At 56.8% G+C, this 17,355-nt stretch carries 16 protein-coding genes; 9 read left to right on the forward strand and 7 right to left on the reverse strand.

The genetic code is table 11. The features are described from left to right. The first annotated feature begins 9 nt into the window (after nt 1-9). Nucleotides 10-4,905 (forward strand): NAD-glutamate dehydrogenase, encoded by a 4,896-nt coding sequence (locus C2E19_RS13580; RefSeq protein WP_129392988.1) that lies wholly within the window; start codon nt 10-12, stop codon nt 4,903-4,905. A 174-nt stretch (nt 4,906-5,079) separates the two neighbouring features. Here the strand turns inward: C2E19_RS13580 and C2E19_RS13585 are convergent, their stop codons facing one another. The 4 genes from C2E19_RS13585 to C2E19_RS13600 all read right to left on the reverse strand — a co-directional run bounded on the left by C2E19_RS13585 (nt 5,080) and on the right by C2E19_RS13600 (nt 8,466). Beyond that, the gene (locus tag C2E19_RS13585; protein WP_129392991.1) at nt 5,080-5,793 is read right to left on the reverse strand and encodes an ATPase; all 714 of its coding nucleotides are present in this window, start codon (nt 5,791-5,793) and stop codon (nt 5,080-5,082) included. A gap of 228 nt (nt 5,794-6,021) precedes the next feature. Continuing rightward, nucleotides 6,022-6,426, reverse strand: coding sequence for a cupin domain-containing protein (locus tag C2E19_RS13590; RefSeq protein WP_129392994.1), 405 nt, complete (start codon nt 6,424-6,426; stop codon nt 6,022-6,024). A 188-nt stretch (nt 6,427-6,614) separates the two neighbouring features. Continuing rightward, nucleotides 6,615-6,908 carry a putative quinol monooxygenase gene (locus C2E19_RS13595; protein ID WP_016984406.1) on the reverse strand — a complete coding sequence of 98 codons (294 nt, stop codon included), beginning with the start codon at nt 6,906-6,908 and terminating at the stop codon, nt 6,615-6,617. A gap of 124 nt (nt 6,909-7,032) precedes the next feature. Beyond that, nucleotides 7,033-8,466 (reverse strand): PLP-dependent aminotransferase family protein, encoded by a 1,434-nt coding sequence (locus C2E19_RS13600; protein WP_129392997.1) that lies wholly within the window; start codon nt 8,464-8,466, stop codon nt 7,033-7,035. Between the two features lie 311 nt (nt 8,467-8,777). Here C2E19_RS13600 and C2E19_RS13605 point away from each other — a divergent pair, with 311 nt between their 5' ends. Continuing rightward, complete coding sequence (locus tag C2E19_RS13605) at nt 8,778-9,218, forward strand: carboxymuconolactone decarboxylase family protein (RefSeq protein WP_129393000.1); 441 nt, start codon at nt 8,778-8,780, stop codon at nt 9,216-9,218. 278 nt (nt 9,219-9,496) lie between these two features. On the opposite strand, the gene C2E19_RS13615 is transcribed toward C2E19_RS13605, so the two are convergent. Then, entirely contained in the window at nt 9,497-9,811 is a 315-nt protein-coding gene (locus tag C2E19_RS13615) for a hypothetical protein (RefSeq protein ID WP_102902194.1), read from the reverse strand. A gap of 150 nt (nt 9,812-9,961) precedes the next feature. Here C2E19_RS13615 and C2E19_RS13620 point away from each other — a divergent pair, with 150 nt between their 5' ends. From C2E19_RS13620 to C2E19_RS13630, 3 genes are read left to right on the forward strand one after another with little or no spacing between them, the layout of a single operon-like run. Beyond that, nucleotides 9,962-10,684, forward strand: a complete 723-nt coding sequence (locus C2E19_RS13620) for a secretin and TonB N-terminal domain-containing protein (protein WP_129393003.1) — start codon at nt 9,962-9,964, stop codon at nt 10,682-10,684. Next, complete coding sequence (locus C2E19_RS13625; RefSeq protein WP_129393006.1) at nt 10,681-11,232, forward strand: RNA polymerase sigma factor; 552 nt, start codon at nt 10,681-10,683, stop codon at nt 11,230-11,232. Before C2E19_RS13620 ends, C2E19_RS13625 begins: the two co-directional genes overlap by 4 nt. 31 nt (nt 11,233-11,263) lie before the next feature. Beyond that, the gene (locus C2E19_RS13630) at nt 11,264-12,202 is read left to right on the forward strand and encodes a FecR family protein (protein WP_129393009.1); all 939 of its coding nucleotides are present in this window, start codon (nt 11,264-11,266) and stop codon (nt 12,200-12,202) included. A gap of 201 nt (nt 12,203-12,403) precedes the next feature. On the opposite strand, the gene C2E19_RS13635 is transcribed toward C2E19_RS13630, so the two are convergent. Continuing rightward, nucleotides 12,404-13,012: a prepilin-type N-terminal cleavage/methylation domain-containing protein gene (locus C2E19_RS13635; protein WP_129393012.1), complete on the reverse strand. Its 609-nt coding sequence runs from the start codon at nt 13,010-13,012 to the stop codon at nt 12,404-12,406. Then, nucleotides 13,009-13,461: a type II secretion system minor pseudopilin GspH gene (gspH, locus tag C2E19_RS13640; RefSeq protein ID WP_129393015.1), complete on the reverse strand. Its 453-nt coding sequence runs from the start codon at nt 13,459-13,461 to the stop codon at nt 13,009-13,011. Before gspH ends, C2E19_RS13635 begins: the two co-directional genes overlap by 4 nt. A 120-nt stretch (nt 13,462-13,581) precedes the next feature. On the opposite strand from gspH, the gene C2E19_RS13645 reads away from it, so the two are divergent. The 4 genes from C2E19_RS13645 to C2E19_RS13660 all read left to right on the forward strand — a co-directional run bounded on the left by C2E19_RS13645 (nt 13,582) and on the right by C2E19_RS13660 (nt 17,333). Further along, nucleotides 13,582-14,013, forward strand: coding sequence for a general secretion pathway protein GspC (locus C2E19_RS13645; RefSeq protein ID WP_129393018.1), 432 nt, complete (start codon nt 13,582-13,584; stop codon nt 14,011-14,013). Between the two features lie 388 nt (nt 14,014-14,401). Beyond that, complete coding sequence (locus C2E19_RS13650; protein WP_129393021.1) at nt 14,402-14,827, forward strand: DUF3010 family protein; 426 nt, start codon at nt 14,402-14,404, stop codon at nt 14,825-14,827. Next, the gene (locus C2E19_RS13655; RefSeq protein ID WP_129393024.1) at nt 14,824-15,921 is read left to right on the forward strand and encodes a protein kinase; all 1,098 of its coding nucleotides are present in this window, start codon (nt 14,824-14,826) and stop codon (nt 15,919-15,921) included. Before C2E19_RS13650 ends, C2E19_RS13655 begins: the two co-directional genes overlap by 4 nt. Nucleotides 15,922-16,160: 239 nt before the next feature. Next, on the forward strand, nt 16,161-17,333 hold the full coding sequence (locus tag C2E19_RS13660; protein WP_129393027.1) for a DUF3800 domain-containing protein: 1,173 nt from the start codon (nt 16,161-16,163) through the stop codon (nt 17,331-17,333). The last annotated feature ends 22 nt before the right edge of the window (nt 17,334-17,355 follow it).

Raw genomic sequence — 17,355 nt, forward strand, 5'->3', positions numbered from 1 at the left:
GTACCACAGATGGCGTTCTTCACCGCAGCCAGCAAAGCCGACTTCCAGCACCAACTGCAAGCGGCACTGGCGCAGCACATCAGTGAACAGGCACTGCCACAAGTGGCGCTGTTCGCTGAACAATTCTTCGGCATCATTTCTCTGGACGAGCTGACTCAACGTCGCCTCTCCGACCTCGCTGGCTGTACTCTTTCTGCGTGGCGCCTGCTTGAGCGCTTCGATCACGCGCAGCCGCAAGTGCGCGTCTACAACCCCGATTACGAGCGTCATGGCTGGCAGTCGACCCACACCGCGGTCGAAGTCCTGCACCATGACCTGCCATTCCTCGTCGACTCGGTTCGTACCGAACTGAACCGTCGCGGCTACAGCATCCACACCCTGCAAACCACCGTGCTCAGCGTACGTCGTGGCAGCAAGGGCGAATTGCTGGAAATCCTGCCTAAGGGCAGCACCGGCGAAGGCGTTCTGCACGAATCGCTGATGTACCTGGAAATCGACCGCTGCGCCAACGCGGCCGAACTGAATGTGCTGAGCAAAGAGCTGGAGCAGGTTCTCGGTGAAGTCCGCGTCGCGGTCGCCGATTTCGAGCCGATGAAAGCCAAGGTGCAGGACATCCTCACCCAGCTCGACAACAGCGCGTTCGCCGTCGATGCCGACGAAAAGAACGAAATCAAGAGCTTCCTGGAATGGCTGGTGGGCAACCACTTCACCTTCCTTGGCTACGAAGAGTTCGTGGTCACCGATCAGGCCGATGGCGGCCACATCGAGTACGACCAGAACTCCTTCCTCGGCCTGACCAAACTGCTGCGCACCGGCCTGACCTACGATGACCTGCGCATCGAAGATTACGCGGTGAACTACCTGCGCGAACCGACCCTGCTGTCGTTCGCCAAGGCTGCGCACCCGAGCCGTGTACACCGTCCGGCGTACCCGGACTACGTGTCGATCCGTGAAATCGACGCTGACGGCAAAGTCATCAAGGAACACCGCTTCATGGGCCTGTACACCTCCTCGGTGTATGGCGAGAGCGTGCGAGTCATCCCTTTCATCCGCCGCAAGGTCGAAGAAATCGAGCGCCGCTCCGGCTTCCAGTCCAAGGCTCACCTGGGCAAGGAACTGGCGCAGGTGCTTGAAGTGTTGCCGCGTGATGACCTGTTCCAGACCCCGGTCGACGAACTGTTCACCACCGTGATGTCGATCGTGCAGATCCAGGAACGCAACAAGATCCGCGTGTTCCTGCGCAAAGACCCGTACGGTCGCTTCTGCTACTGCCTGGCCTACGTGCCGCGCGACATCTACTCCACCGAAGTTCGCCAGAAGATCCAGCAAGTGCTGATGGAACGCCTGAAGGCTTCCGATTGCGAATTCTGGACGTTCTTCTCCGAGTCGGTACTGGCGCGCGTGCAGTTGATCCTGCGTGTCGACCCGAAAAACCGTCTCGACATCGACCCGGTGCTGCTGGAAAAAGAAGTCGTACAGGCGTGCCGCAGCTGGCAGGACGACTACGCCGCACTGACCGTCGAAAGCTTCGGCGAAGCCCACGGCACCAACGTGCTGGCCGACTTCCCGAAAGGCTTCCCGGCCGGTTACCGCGAGCGTTTTGCCGCGCATTCGGCCGTGGTCGACATGCAGCACCTGCTGAGCCTCAACGAAAAAAATCCGCTGGTGATGAGCTTCTATCAGCCGCTCGGTCAGGTCTCCGGCCAGCGCGAGCTGCATTGCAAGCTGTACCACGCCGACACCCCGCTGGCACTGTCCGACGTGCTGCCGATTCTGGAAAACCTCGGTCTGCGCGTACTGGGTGAATTCCCGTACCGTCTGCGTCACACCAATGGCCGCGAGTTCTGGATTCACGACTTCGCGTTCACCGCCGCTGAAGGTCTGGACCTCGACATCCAGCAACTCAACGACACCCTGCAGGACGCCTTCGTCCACATCGTCCGTGGCGAAGCCGAGAACGATGCGTTCAACCGTCTGGTACTGACCGCCGGCTTGCCATGGCGCGACGTTGCGCTGCTGCGTGCTTACGCGCGTTACCTGAAACAGATTCGTCTGGGCTTCGATCTGGGCTACATCGCCAGCACCCTGAACAACCACACCGACATCGCTCGCGAACTGACCCGGTTGTTCAAGACCCGCTTCTATCTGGCGCGCAAACTCAGCGACGAAGATCTGGAAGACAAGCAACAGCGTCTGGAACAAGCGATTCTGACCGCACTGGACGACGTCCAGGTGCTCAACGAAGACCGCATCCTGCGTCGTTACCTCGACCTGATCAAAGCGACCCTGCGTACCAACTTCTATCAGACTGACGCCAACGGCCAGAACAAGTCGTACTTCAGCTTCAAGTTCAACCCGCACGCGATCCCTGAACTGCCGAAGCCAGTACCGAAGTTCGAAATCTTCGTCTACTCGCCACGCGTTGAAGGCGTGCACCTGCGCTTCGGTAACGTTGCCCGTGGTGGTCTGCGCTGGTCCGACCGTGAAGAAGACTTCCGTACCGAAGTCCTCGGCCTGGTTAAAGCACAACAAGTGAAGAACTCGGTCATCGTGCCAGTCGGCGCGAAGGGCGGCTTCCTGCCGCGTCGCCTGCCACTGGGCGGCAGCCGTGACGAGATCGCGGCCGAGGGCATCGCCTGCTACCGCATCTTCATTTCCGGTCTGTTGGACATCACCGACAACCTGAAAGACGGCGCGCTGGTGCCGCCATTGAACGTGGTTCGCCACGACGATGACGACCCGTACCTGGTAGTCGCGGCGGACAAGGGCACTGCAACCTTCTCCGACATCGCCAACGGCATCGCCATCGACTACGGCTTCTGGCTGGGTGACGCGTTTGCGTCCGGTGGTTCGGCCGGTTACGACCACAAGAAAATGGGCATTACCGCCAAAGGCGCGTGGGTTGGCGTACAACGTCACTTCCGCGAGCGCGGCATCAATGTTCAGGAAGACAGCATCACTGTGGTCGGCGTCGGCGACATGGCCGGTGACGTGTTCGGTAACGGCCTGTTGATGTCCGACAAGCTGCAACTGGTCGCGGCCTTCAACCACCTGCACATATTCATCGATCCAAACCCGAACCCGGCGACCAGCTTCGTTGAGCGTCAGCGCATGTTCGACCTGCCGCGTTCGGCCTGGACCGACTACGACACCAGCATCATGTCTGAAGGTGGCGGTATCTTCTCGCGCAGCGCGAAGAGCATCGCGATCTCCCCGCAGATGCAGGAACGCTTCGACATCAAGGCTGACAAGCTGACCCCGACCGAACTGCTCAACGCCTTGCTCAAGGCGCCGGTGGATCTGTTGTGGAACGGCGGTATCGGCACTTACGTCAAAGCCAGCACCGAAAGCCACGCCGATGTCGGCGACAAGGCCAACGATGCACTGCGCGTGAACGGCAACGAGCTGCGCTGCAAAGTCGTGGGCGAGGGCGGTAACCTCGGCATGACCCAACTGGGTCGTGTGGAATTCGGTATCAATGGCGGCGGTTCCAACACCGACTTCATCGACAACGCCGGTGGCGTTGACTGCTCCGACCACGAAGTGAACATCAAGATCCTGCTGAACGAAGTGGTTCAGGCCGGTGACATGACCGACAAGCAACGCAACCAGTTGCTGGCGAGCATGACCGACGAAGTCGGCAATCTGGTGCTGGGCAACAACTACAAGCAGACTCAGGCCCTGTCCCTGGCGGCCCGTCGTGCCTACGAGCGGATCGCTGAGTACAAGCGTCTGATGAGCGATCTGGAAGGCCGTGGCAAGCTGGACCGTGCCATCGAGTTCCTGCCGACCGAAGAGCAGATCAACGAACGCCTTGCAGAAGGCCACGGCCTGACGCGCCCTGAGCTGTCGGTACTGATTTCGTACAGCAAGATCGACCTCAAGGAGCAGTTGCTGGGCTCGCAAGTGCCGGACGACGATTACCTGACCCGCGACATGGAAACGGCGTTCCCGCCGACCTTGGTCAGCAAGTTCTCCGAAGCCATGCGTCGTCACCGTCTGAAGCGCGAGATCGTCAGCACCCAGATCGCCAACGACCTGGTCAACCACATGGGCATCACCTTCGTTCAACGACTCAAAGAGTCGACCGGCATGAGCCCGGCGAACGTCGCTGGCGCTTATGTGATCGTGCGCGACATCTTCCACCTCCCGCACTGGTTCCGTCAGATCGAAGCGCTGGACTACCAAGTCAGCGCTGACGTGCAGCTGGAACTGATGGACGAGCTGATGCGTCTGGGCCGTCGCGCTACGCGCTGGTTCCTGCGTGCCCGTCGCAACGAGCAGAACGCTGCCCGTGACGTCGCGCATTTCGGTCCGCACCTGAAAGAGCTGGGCCTGAAACTCGACGAACTGCTGAGCGGCGAAATCCGTGAAAACTGGCAGGCGCGTTATCAGGCTTACGTCGAAGCCGGTGTGCCGGAATTGCTGGCGCGTATGGTTGCGGGCACCTCGCACCTGTACACGCTGCTGCCGATCATCGAAGCCTCCGACGTGACTGGCCAGAACCCTGCAGAAGTGGCGAAAGCTTACTTCGCTGTGGGCAGTGCGCTGGACATCACCTGGTACCTGCAACAGATCAGCGCACTGCCGGTTGAAAACAACTGGCAAGCTCTGGCCCGTGAAGCGTTCCGTGACGATGTCGACTGGCAGCAACGTGCGATCACCATCTCCGTCCTGCAACAGGGCGACGGCACGCTGGACGTGGAAGCACGCCTGGCGCTGTGGATGGAACAGCACGAAAGCATGATCTCGCGCTGGCGCGCCATGCTGGTGGAAATCCGTGCGGCAAGTGGCACGGACTACGCCATGTATGCGGTGGCCAACCGTGAACTGCTGGACCTGGCGTTGAGCGGGCAAGCGGTAGTGCCTGCGGTGACTGCGAATGCCGAGCTTGAACTGGCGTAAGTAGTGGCTGAATGAAAATGCCCCGGTGTCGTGAGATGCCGGGGCTTTTTTATGTCTGAAGGATTTACGTTGTTCGGTCCGGCCCCTTCGCGAGCAGGCTCGCTCCCACATTGGTTTTGTGATCGACACAAGTCCCCTGTGGGAGCGAGCCTGCTCGCGAAAGGGTCCCTGCATTTAATACAACTTCTGACCTTGTTTGTTATCGAGCATCGATACTTTGTCCGAAGGCCGAGCGACTAAATTGTTGAGCGATTGGTCAAACTTCTGCAACGCCCGAACTTGCACATCCTGCTGCTGATTAATATCCGCAACAATCTCTTCCGACCGCTTGAAGTCCGCCCACACCGGCGTCAACTCACGTGCATCCGAACCTTTCGCCGTACCGATATAGTTCAACCGCGCATCATAAAAATCAGCACTGACATCGGCTTTGATATCGGAACTGCGCGAGGTGATCAACTGGCTGTGGGTATCGACGATTGCCACCACATCCGGCTTGGCTGCACGCAGGCTTTGCATGTCCGGATACACCGTCACCGAGCCGAATTGCCGCTGCAGCGAGGCGTTGACCCACTCCACCGCCATGTCCGGTTTCGAGGTGGCGACGTACGCGTCATGTATCGGTTGCACCAGCAGGCTCTGGCCGAAACCGGTGCCGGCGTTGGCCTGATAGTCGCGCAGGTATTCGCGGTTGCTTTGCGTGCTTGGGCTGTAGACCACGCCGAGCGACACGCCGGGACCACTTTTCACCTGGGCGGCACTGCTGCGGCCGACCGGTTGGGTGAAGAGTGTGTCGAGGGACGAAACCGCTTTGGGTGCGGTAGGGACGGAACAAGCGGACAAGGCTAAAACCGATATCGCCAAGGTACTGGCAAAGGCAAGTTTCATGGTGTTTCTCCCGTGAAACAACATCAGTCGGAAAGTTTGAGTAGGCGTCGACGACGACCGTTAATTCAGACTAAACCTGGCGGGCTGTAAGTAACCTGACAATTTGCTGTCTTGTTTGGCGTTGAATAGTTTTATTTGCTGTAACCCGACCCGGTTAATTGCGTCGGGAAATAAAAAGGCGCAAATCGATGATTTGCGCCTTTTTATTTATGGCTGATTAAACATCCATCAGTTTTTCAGCGGGATCAACACTTGCTCATCCGGGGACAGCACCATGAACACCAGCAACTTGGCAGGCTTGGTGGCGCTGGCGTTTTTTGACACCAGATGCTCGGAGCCAGCCGGTTCGTACCAGAACTGACCTTTCTTGTAGGTAATCGCCTGTTCGCCCTTCACTTGAGAGATCACTTCGCCTTCGAGCACGTAAGCCATCGCGGTGCCGTCGTGTTTGTGGGCGATGGAGGCCTGGCCGGGTTTGTAGTCGACCTCGATCATCATGGCTTTTTTACCGGGGGCGTTTTTCAGCACTTGGTCTTGGAGGACGGTGACTTTTTCCGACGGGTCGTGGGCGAAAGCGGCCGAGGCGCAAAGGCTCAGGGTGAGGGCGGCAGCGAAGCAGTGCAGGGCTTTCATGGCGGGTTACCTGTGAGGGGTGGGGGTGCAATCACAGTAGTCCGCAGGGCCGGGCATTCAAACGGCCAATATTCGGGAAGATCAGGTGACCAATTCAGGGAACCCAAAAGCAAAAGATCGCAGCCTTCGGCAGCTCCTACACCGATCTCTGTAGGAGCTGCCGAAGGCTGCGATCTTTTGATCTTGCTTTAAACAATAGGGAAACTATTGAAATCCACGCTATTGGCCAGCCGACTATCGATCAGGTCGATAAACCCCTGCGCCTCAGGCCGGTTGAAATGCGCCTGCATCGCCGCTTCGGACTGCCAACGGGCACTGACCGTCCAGCGGTGGCTGTCCTCGGGGCAGCGGTCGACCAGGTAGGAATCGCAGCCCGGCGTTTCGCGCAGGGTTTCGACAATCTTCTGCAGTTGCCTGCCCAGTTCATCCGAGCGGCCGGCGGCAGCCTGCACCTGGACCGTATTGATCACTTCGTTGGACATTGCTCACACTCCTGAATCAGGCCGGACGAATCCTGCTCACTGAGGGATAACGTCTGTGCAGGATAGGCCTGCACCCCCGGAACACCAATAACCAATCGGCGGTTAAATCTTCAGACCAATGCCTTCAGGCGACCTGCTGCAGGATGTCGCGCAGGCGATCGAGGGCGATATCGATGTCCAGCGTGTCGATGGCGCCGAAACCGAAGTACAAACCGTCTTTCGGCGGTTGCTGATAATAGAAGCCGTTGATCGAGTACAAACCGACCTCGACCTTCTTCGCCAGCTCGATCAGCAGCGGCAAGTCGATCGGCACCTTGCAGAACACCGCCATGTGGAACCCGGCGCTGGCCGGTACCGCCGCAAGCCACGGCGCGAGATCGCTGGCCATGCGCGCCAGAATGCGCTCGCGGCGCTGCGCATAAATCGCGTGGCAGCGGCGAATGTGCTTGAGCAGATAACCTTCGGCGATGAACTTGGCCAACGCCCATTGTGGCAGGGTCGAAGCGTGCAGATCGGTGAGCTGCTTGGCGCGGATCACCGCCTCGAGAATGGCCGGCGGCAGAATCGCGTAACCCAGGCGCAGCTCGGGCAGCAGGGTCTTCGAGAAGGTGCCGACGTAAGCGACGATGCCGCGCTGATCAAGGTTGAAGAGCGAGTCGGTGGGTCGGCCTTCGTAGCGAAACTCGCTGTCGTAATCGTCCTCGATGATGATCGCGCCAAGCTCATGGGCGCGAGCCAGCAAGGCTTCGCGGCGCGCGTGACTCATCGGCATGCCCAGCGGAAACTGGTGCGACGGCGTGACATAGATGAGCCGCGTGCCCTCGGGGATGTGCTCGACCTGAATGCCCTCGGCATCCACCGGAATCCCGACCACCTCGGCGCCATGCGTGCCGAACAGCAGGCGTGCCGGCGGATAACCGGGGTCTTCCATCGCCACCAGACTGCCGGGGCGGATCAGCACGCGGGTGATCAGGTCCAGCGCCTGTTGCGCGCCATTGCACACGACGATGTCTTCGTCCTGACAGTTGATCCCACGGGAAAACGCGATGTGCCGGGCAATCGCATTGCGCAGCGCGGGCAGGCCTTCGGCGACGCTGTAGAAGCCTTTCGACTGGGCCATCTGACGCATCGCATGGGACACGCAGCGGCGCCAGTCGTCCTGCGGAAACTGACCCTTGCTGGTGGCGCCGCCGATAAAGTCGTAACGCAACGAGCCTTCCAGTGTCGGATGACGCAGGAACACCGGCAGATTGCGCCAGCTCTCGATCACCTCGGCACTGGCCAGCTCGGTGTGGCTTTGCTTGCGCTGGATCTGCGCCGGACGCGCGTTGACGTAAGTGCCTTTGCCGATCACCCCGGTGAGGAAGTTTTCGTAGGTCAGTTGCGCGTAGGTGTCGGAAATGGTCTTGCGCGAGATGCCCAGTTGCTCGGCGAGCAGACGGCTCGGCGGCAACTGCGTGCCAGCCGCGAGGCGCCCGGTTTCGATGGCCCCGCGCAGTTGCTGATACAACTGACCGGCGAGATCCTTGCGGCCGTTGATCACGACGTGAAGTTCCATACCGACAAGGCTCCCGAGACTGATTGAGGTGCCCGCCAGAGTACCGCCGTTGTTTGATTGGCAATAGTTGCCTACCCGAAAAACTCCAAATTGGTCACTAACCCCTGTGGGAGCGAGCCTGCTCGCGAATGCGGTGTGTCATTCAAAAATGGCCTGACTGACCTGACGCCTTCGCGAGCAGGCTCGCTCCCACAGGGGATCTGCGCAGGGCAGGAGGCAGTGGTGTAGCGGTTTTCCGTGCAATTGGGGCTGTAATGCACCGCTGTCGGCGTTTACGGTGAACTCATTATTCCGCCTCCCCGAGACCCGCCATGTCCCCGCGTCTGGATTACTACAACGCTTCGCCCAAGGCGATGAAAGCGATGATCGCCATGGAGGCGCTGACCAGCAACCTGAGCATCGAGCAACCGCTGCTGCAACTGATCCGGATCCGCGCCTCGCAGCTCAATGGCTGCGCGTTCTGCACCGACATGCACTCGGTGGATGCGCGCCGGGCCGGGGAGAGTGATCGGCGCTTGTACGCGATCGCGGTGTGGCGTGACAGCAACTTCTTCAATCCGCGCGAACGTGCGGCGCTGGGCTGGGCCGAAGCGGTGACACTGTTAGCCGAGAGCCACGTGCCCGACGATGTCTATCAGCAGGCCCGCGAGCAATTCAGCGAAGGCGAAATGGTCGACCTGACCATGGCCGTCACCACCATCAACAGCTGGAACCGCCTGGCCGTCAGCTTCCGCCAAACCCCCAGCGACTGAACCCCACACCGGTCACACTGCAAAACCCTGTGGCGAGGGGGCTCGCCCCCGTTCCAGTGCGCAGCACTGGCAAATTATGCGCCCAGTAAATTTCTCAGGGCTGCTGCGCAACCCAACGGGGGCAAGCCCCCTCGCCACATGTTCGAGTCAGATCAGTTTGATCGCTCTCCTGTAGGAGCTGCCGAAGGCTGCGATCTTTTGACTTTGCCTTTAAAAAACAAGATCAAAAGATCGCAGCCTTCGGCAGCTCCTACATGGGTGTCATCGGTTGGTCGATGTCACTGAGGGGGGCGTTGCGGTTTTACCGAGGTGCCAAAGGTATTGCCCATTCGCGTACTGGTCGCGGCCGGTGTCGCCAGGCCCACCTGATTGGGCGGGCGCTTGTTTACCGGCACATTCAGCGCCTCCTGATTCTTTTCCGCCGCCGCAGCCCCTTCAGGGTTGTTGCCCATCTGCTGGCTCAAGCAATCGTAATTCGGCGCCTTGTAGCCGCCGACCGTCACTTCCACACAGCCCAACGGCTGCTCCGCATAAGCGCTCGACAGCGCCATCAACAACAGCCCGCCAAGGCTCAATCGCCACAGTGTATTCATGCTCGCCTCCTGGCCGGCCCGACGGGGCCGCGCTATGGCTTGAGTCTAGTGCAAGCCTTGCGCAATTCCCGTGATGGTTTTTTTGCACCGGCCGTCACACCAGAGTCATAAACAGCCCTCAGGATGACGATTTCCAAGGATTCGTCAGCCGTGCAGCGAGGCAGTTCCAGGGACGGTCTTCAGCGTTCAACGACTCTTGTGCACCGGGTGTGGCTGGGGCTGCTGTGTGCCTTGCTGGCGGTTGAAGCGACGGCGGAGCCGGTGCCGGCAGACTTGCGCATGACGCTGCACATTCCCGCGCAGGATCTGGCCCGGGCGCTCGATCAGTACAGCCGCGCCACCGGCGTTGCGGTGCTGGTCGACAGTCAGCTAAGTCGTGGCCGACGCTCATTGGCCGTCGATGGCGAATACACCGCCGCCGACGCCTTGCGCCGTTTGCTCGGTGGCAGCGGCTTGATGGCGCGTTACGCGCGCAACGATGCGTTCACCCTGCAAGTGGCGCAGGTCGAAGACGTGCCGGCGCCGACACAAAGACAGACGCCCGAAAGCGTCGCCGTCAGCCGCAGTTACGCCACCGCCGTGCAAGCGGCGATCGAGCGCAACCTCTGTCGTTCGCCGCTGACCCGGCCCGGCAGTTATCGCGCGGTGTTGCAGGTCTGGGTCGGGCGTGACGGCGTGGTGCAGCACAACCGGTTGGTCACCTCGACCGGTGATGTACGGCGCGATACCGCGCTGGTGGAAAGTTTTCGCAATCTAAGGATCGACCGGCCAACGCCCAGCGCGTTACGCCAGCCGGTCACGTTGCTGTTGTTACCGGAGTCGTCAGGAAAACGCATGGAATGCACCAAATGGGAAGGAGTTTCCGGGGGATGAAAGACACCGGACAAGGTTCGATGGTCCAACTGTTCCTGACGTCCTACGAGGACTTTCGGGTGCGTCTGCGCAGGCGTCTCGGCTCAGAGGATCTGGCCAACGACGTGCTGCACGAAACCTACTTGCGCGTCGACCGCATGGAAACGCCGGCGAATATCGCCCGGCCCAACGCCTACCTCTATCGCATGGCCCTGAACATCGCCGCCGACCGTCGTCAGGCTGACGCGCGCTTGCTCACCGGCGAGGAAGTCGAAGAGCTGCTGCAAATCGGCGACGAAGCCCTCGATCCGGCGCGCGTGGTCGGCGGGCAAAAGGAAATCCAGTCGCTGCTCAGCGCCCTCTACGAGCTGCCAGCGCGGCGGCGCAGAATCTTCATTGCCGCGCGTCTGGAAGAGGCGCCGCACCTGGAAATCTCCCAGCGTTTCGGCATCTCCACGCGCATGGTCGAAAAGGAAATCAAAGCCGCATTGGGCTTCTGCGCCGCAAAACTGGAAAGAAAAGTGTTTCAGCGGTTCGGTCGCGGGGCCGGAAAACCGTCTTCAGAGTAGTGCCCGATTAATCCGTTGAGAATCTGCGCGTTTGAACATCTTTCGACTGACACCTGCCGAGCCATCGGTGGCCGACAACCTGCACAGCGAAGCCCGCGACTGGCTGGTCCTGCTGACCTCCGGCCGCGCCACCGTGGCCGATGCTCGTGCCCTGCGCGAATGGTGCGCGCAGAGCGACGATCATGCCCGCGCGTTCGAAGATGCCAAGCGGTTATGGCAGCAACTGCAACCGGCCTTGGAGCAAATGCAGGCGCCGCGCGGGTTTGGCCGTCGTGCGTTTCTCGGCGGCGCGATTGCCGCATCGGCAGCATTTTTCCTGATACGCGGGACCATTCCCGGCGGCTTCGAAGGGCTCGGCGCCGACTACATCACTGAAGTTGGCCAACAGCGTCGTTTCGAACCGGCGCAAGGCGTGAGCCTGGAGCTGAACACCCAGACGCGGATCAATCAGCGCTCAATCGATAACGGCGTGCAGGGCTTTGAACTGGTCAGCGGCGAAGTCGAAGTGCAAACCGCGCGGTTGCCGCTGGCGATGCAGGCTGGAGGAGGGTGGTTGCGCGCCAGTCAGGCACGTTTCAACCTGCGCAACACTGATCAACAAGTCTGCGTGACTTGCCTCGATGGCGCGGTGGAAGTGGATGTTGAAGGTCGTAGCCTGCGCCTCGAACCGGGCCAGCAAGTGACCTACGACGCGCGGCAAGTCGGCAGCGTACAAAGCGTCGACACAGCCGCCGTGATGAACTGGCGCCAACAAGTGCTGGTGTTCAACGGCGCAACCCTCAGCCAAATGATCGACGAGATCAACCGCTACCGCCCCGGCATGTTGCTGCTGCTCAACCGCGAACTCGGCCAACGCCGCGTCCAGGCCCGCTTCAGCCTCGACCAACTCGCCGGCGTCGCACTGCTGATCCGCGACGCCTACGGCATCAAATGCACCGAACTACCCGGCGGCGTCGTCGTCCTCAGCTAACCCACACCCACCAACACACCACCACCCCCTGTGGGAGCTGGCTCGCCAGCGATGACGTCCTCACAGCCAACCAATCCCCAACTGACTACCCCCAATCCAAATGTAGGAGCTGCCGAAGGCTGCGATCTTTTGATCTTCAAAGTCAAAAGATCGCAGCCTTCGGCAGCTCCTACAGGAATATCCGATCAGAAGGGATATATGTCACTCCAACGGCCCAATCACCTGCCGATACTTCTCCACCCCCTGCGCCGTCCCCCGCGTCAACCGAATCTCCAACCCCAACGGATCCTCCCGCCGATTCCCACTCAACTGCCGCCACCCTTTATCCACCTCCCAAACCCGCACCTGCACATCACTGACATCACTCAAAACAGCAACCCCATTCCCAGGCGCCGGCAACGGATACCGACTCCGCGCCTCAGCCACCGCCCGATACAACGTGTCGCCCTTGACCCACCACCGCACCCGCTGCAACGCCCCCGGCTGATCCGCCGCACTGCGAATAATGTCCAGCCGAAACCCCTTACTGTCGCTACTGCGCACAGTCAGAGCGGGCGGGGCACTCGGCGGCTCATCATCCACCCCAACCTTCTTCGGCTCAGTCAACTCAATCCCCGCCCGCATCTCCACATCCCGCTGCAACTGATTCAGCGCCCGCAACAAACTGTCGCTCTGCTCAGCGCTCGCCTGCAAATGACTGTCCGCCCGCGTCACACTGTCCAGCCCCCGCCAGGCAATCAGACTCACCACCGCCATCAGCAAAATCGCGACCATCACCTCAATCAGGGTAAAACCGTGCTGATTCTTCATTGGATACTGATCCGCCCAGCGCCATCGCGCACCACGCTCAACCGATTCAAGCCATCCGACAACATCAATTGCAGCGGCGGATTGATCCACTCAGCGTTCAGCACAACCCTCTGCTTCGGCTCCACCCGCACATCAATTTTCGGACTCTGCCAGGCACGCGGACGCAACTGCTGATCCTGCGCAAAATGATCAAACCCCTTGCCACCGTCGCCACGCCGACTAAACCGAAACCCCTTGGCATCGCTCAACCACACAATCGGCCGACCATCCGCCCGCGCCTCGGCCTGCGCGACCTGCAGCAACTGCGCCACACGCTCGGCATCCTTGCGCAGCAACTGCAACGGATCCGGCTTGATACTCAGGCTGATCGCCGCACTGGCGATACCGATGATCACCAGCACCACCATCAGCTCGATCAGAGTGAAGCCTTGTTGCTTGCCCACGTTCATCGGTTGCGCGCTCCTTTGCGTCGATTTCCAGAGTGCACGGCGAACATGTAAGGCGTGTGAAATAAAACGGAGAGAATTGCCGCGTAGGCTGAACGCAGGGATAAAAAGGAGATTCAGCCCATGACATTCGCCACACGTGTTTCGCCGCCACAAATGGTTCAGGTATTGGCACTGGTTGCAGCGCTGGTGGGCGTGGCGACGTGGTCGTCGTTGCTGCTGACCAGTGCGGAATCGCACACACCAGCGGCCGCGCCGCAATTGCTTGCGGCGCGGAGTGATAGCCCGGCGTTGCAGTGGTTTTCCAATCAAATGGCGCCGGTGGATATCAAGGTGAGTGGGGTGATGGCGGGTGGGTCTGCTGCGGTGGCGATATTGAGTTTGAACGATGGGCCGCCGAGGAGTTTTTTGCCGGGGGAGCGGGTGGGGCCTGGGGTGACGTTGGTGGCGGTGGAGGGGGATGGGGTGGTGATTGAGCAGGGTGGGGATAGGGTAAGGTTGGGGGTGGAGAGGTTGGTGGAGGGGGTGGTGTTGCCTAGGTTTACTCGACCCTAGATTGTTGGGTTCAAGTTAGTCATTTTTTGATTTGGTCGGGTGACAGTTAAGGCCTATCTACGCAGTAGGAGTAAACGGACGAGCCAAAAAAATTGTGGTCTGTTTTCGAACTAAAGCAGCCGGTCGGATGCGAGTTTTATATCAGCTTCGGCCCGTTTTGCGTCGCCGATCAAAAGGCTCGCGTGCACCGTTTTTCTGGACCGAGGTGCCGGAGAATTGATGTTGCTAACCTGAAAACCGACCCGATACTAAGGAGGTTTCGGTAAGGGGAGCCTGTCAGGAAACTGCTATCCACGAGACAGACGTAGACGCCTTGATGGCCAAATGCTAGTTTTGAGCGCAGTAGGTTCAACCATCATGTAAAACTTTCGGTTGTAAAAGGGACTTTATGAAAAAAATATGTGGAATAGATCTATCAGGCTCTGAGGCAGTGCTAGTCCTGGTGAAAAAAGGAAATGCAGGGTATCTCTTTCTTGGTAAAGAGTCGCAGAAAATCAAGCTGGGCAATGACGAATCTAGTGACGATATAAAATCTTTCTTTGAGACCTTTCAAGGTTTCGTTAGGCAACATGATGTTGAACTGGTAGTTATAAAAAAACGGCCACAAAAAGGGAAAATGGCAGCGGGTGCGATATCTTTTAAAATGGAGTCACTAATCCAACTTAATGGCGTTGCAGAGGTTGTATTTGTGACCGCTCAAGGAATGGCAGCTGCTGAAAAAAAGATCCCTTTTGACATGGCTCCCGATCTAAAAAAATATCAACATGATGCTTTCAAAGCTGCCGCTTTATATATTCGGAAGCATGAGTTATGACGGGAATTTTAATTGATGCCGTCGGAGCTCCGCAGCGTATAAGGGATCAGCTAAGAATTTTGAGTAAAGATATAATTTTCAAGAGGGAAGTAAACAAAGGGGCTAATGGTTATTTGTTCTTCGGAGAGAACAGAATCCTAAAAAATGAAGTGGCTGTAAAATTTTATTATTGGGGTGGCAATGCTAAGTATCATGCGGAACCCAGTACTCTGGCTTTAATTGAGGCTCCTAATATTTTGCCAGTGAAAAGTGCCGGCTTACTTGACGGTGAATGGGCTTATTTCGTCACTCCACGTCTGGATGGGGATCTTGACGACCTCCTAGAAAGAACCGAGCACAGTAACTTACGAGCTATTGAACAAACAAGACAGATTTTGAGTGGAGTTGTTCACCTTCACCAGCGTCGATACTTGCACCGGGATTTAAAGCCATCCAATATTTACGTTGGGGACGATGGAAGGTCAATTATTGGGGACTTCGGGTCGATTAAATACATTCCGGAAGACTTAGATTCAATACCTGCATCAAGCCACGCTTTAATTTATAGACCACCAGAATCGTTTGAGGCCGATTCTTATGGGTTTGCAGGCGATTTGTATCAGTGTGGGATAATACTGTATCAACTATTAGGTGGCTATCTTCCTTATGAAGAAATGGCTTGGCTAACTAAGGCGCAGAGACGAGAGCATGATCAGCTTCCGTCGAGAGCTGACCAAGCAATGTTTATCGACAGTTGCATCAAGAAGAAAATTCAGCGGGGTCAGATCCTAGATCTCTCTACACTTCCTGTTTGGGTGCCCGACAAGCTTAAAAGAACGATAAGGAAAGCAGTTCACGTAGATCCAAGGAAACGATTCGAGTCTGCTTCTGCTTTCTATACACATCTCAATAATATCAAAGCAAGTATTCCAGACTGGTCGGTAATTGAAGGGTGCCCTGTTTTAACTTACTCAGCAGTTTCCTACAGGGTTTGCGAGAAAGGTAATAGTTTTTATGTGCAGAAATCAAAAAATAATGGTGATTGGAGGCGAGATAATTCTTTTGTTGGCACTAGCCTTGTCGGTATTGTTCGTGAGATTGAAGGGAAGATTTAAATAAGTGTTTCGAGTTCGTTGCCTTTACTTGAGTGTGATGCACGCTATCGGGAATCAGTCGATGATTAAAAAAGGCTGGTTCGTGCCTCGGTCTTCGCTGGTAAACGGATCTGCAACCATTTCCCCAATCCTCATCTCAGAATTTATGACGCTTCACTGTCGCAGAATTCCTTAGTGCGGGTAAAAACGCTTTATTGGAAGTTAAAAAATCTGCTGAAAATTTTAATGCGAGCTAAATAATGAATATATACATAGATGAATCCGGATGGTTTAGTACTCACTCAGATTTTGCGTCAATAGATAAGGCGTGGTGCACGGTCGGAGCTGTTGCTGTGCCGCATCAATCCGAAAAGAAAGTTAAAAGCGCTCTTATAGATTTAAAGAAGAGTTTAAATATAAAGCCTGATGAAGAAATCGAAAGAAGACCTGATCCAGAGTCTGCATGCTTTGTAGAATTCATCGATAAACTTAAGGGAGCGAACTGCATCGTACATGCGATGACGACAAATCGCTCCGTACTTAACGATGATAAGACCAGGCAGCATAAAAGAGACCAAATAGAAGCGAGAGAAAGGTATGTGGCTCTGACTGGTGATACGTTCAGCAGCGAAGATGTTTTACTCATGCGAAAAGAATTGGAGGAAATCGCTAGTCTAATAGAGCAGTCAAGTGCCCAAGAGTATAATCAAATAATACTTCAGTCAGCGCTAATCTCATTCATGCTTGACAAAACTATAGCTCACTATGGCCGCACAGATCCGCGCGAGCTATCGAGATTCACATGGATTTACGATAGAAAAACCGACAAAAAGAAAAAGGGCATAGCAACTTTCGAGTCCCTTTTTTTTAAAATGATGCCACCCTCCGTCCAGGTTAACTTTATAAGCGAACCTAGGGGGTTGCCTGATATTGGAAATGGCTACGACTATTTTTTCAAGAACTATGGCAGTAAGTCCAAGTTTTCCGGAATGAGCAGCGAAGAATTATCTGAAAGGAAGAGGCTTTACGGAGCGGATTATGCGGCAATCTCTAACTCAATGGTGCCCTTCGACTTTCAAAAACTCTTGAATAACAATTCAGGATTTTATGATTCAGATAAAACTCCAGGGCTGCAGGTTGCTGACTTAGTTGTTTCTAGTATAAATAGGCTTCTTCGAGGGAATGTTGATAATAATGCAAAGGTAGCAGAGACCTTAGGGGGGCTTCTCATTAACTCACCAAGATTAGATTTACCTTCCGTGCCACAGCTAAATTTTTATGAGTCAACAGTAACAAAGCCAGAATTTAGTTATGAAAATCTGGAGCTGCTTAATAATTCAGCGAAGGAACTGTATACGTCGAATTTTAGAAGGGGATTTACAAAAACTTTCAATGATTTCGTCACAAAAAAAATTAAGCCTCAAGAGTTGTGATTGTAAGGTTAACCTAGCAAAC

This window comes from Pseudomonas sp. DTU12.3 (genome assembly GCF_004124275.1).
GTDB classification, from domain to species: Bacteria; Pseudomonadota; Gammaproteobacteria; order Pseudomonadales; family Pseudomonadaceae; genus Aquipseudomonas; species Aquipseudomonas helmanticensis.

Coding starts and splice junctions, on each gene's coding strand:
- C2E19_RS13595 (WP_016984406.1), bottom strand. CDS start 6,908: ATGTCCAACGAAGTGATCAATACGGTCCAGGTGCAGGCTGCCGCCGGC.
- C2E19_RS13580 (WP_129392988.1), top strand. CDS start 10: ATGGCGTTCTTCACCGCAGCCAGCAAAGCCGACTTCCAGCACCAACTG.
- C2E19_RS13605 (WP_129393000.1), top strand. CDS start 8,778: ATGTCCCCGCGTCTGGATTACTACAACGCTTCGCCCAAGGCGATGAAA.
- C2E19_RS13615 (WP_102902194.1), bottom strand. CDS start 9,811: ATGAATACACTGTGGCGATTGAGCCTTGGCGGGCTGTTGTTGATGGCG.
- C2E19_RS13590 (WP_129392994.1), bottom strand. CDS start 6,426: ATGAAAGCCCTGCACTGCTTCGCTGCCGCCCTCACCCTGAGCCTTTGC.
- C2E19_RS13655 (WP_129393024.1), top strand. CDS start 14,824: ATGACGGGAATTTTAATTGATGCCGTCGGAGCTCCGCAGCGTATAAGG.
- C2E19_RS13650 (WP_129393021.1), top strand. CDS start 14,402: ATGAAAAAAATATGTGGAATAGATCTATCAGGCTCTGAGGCAGTGCTA.
- C2E19_RS13625 (WP_129393006.1), top strand. CDS start 10,681: ATGAAAGACACCGGACAAGGTTCGATGGTCCAACTGTTCCTGACGTCC.
- C2E19_RS13635 (WP_129393012.1), bottom strand. CDS start 13,012: ATGAAGAATCAGCACGGTTTTACCCTGATTGAGGTGATGGTCGCGATT.
- C2E19_RS13600 (WP_129392997.1), bottom strand. CDS start 8,466: ATGGAACTTCACGTCGTGATCAACGGCCGCAAGGATCTCGCCGGTCAG.
- gspH (WP_129393015.1), bottom strand. CDS start 13,461: ATGAACGTGGGCAAGCAACAAGGCTTCACTCTGATCGAGCTGATGGTG.
- C2E19_RS13585 (WP_129392991.1), bottom strand. CDS start 5,793: ATGAAACTTGCCTTTGCCAGTACCTTGGCGATATCGGTTTTAGCCTTG.
- C2E19_RS13660 (WP_129393027.1), top strand. CDS start 16,161: ATGAATATATACATAGATGAATCCGGATGGTTTAGTACTCACTCAGAT.
- C2E19_RS13645 (WP_129393018.1), top strand. CDS start 13,582: ATGACATTCGCCACACGTGTTTCGCCGCCACAAATGGTTCAGGTATTG.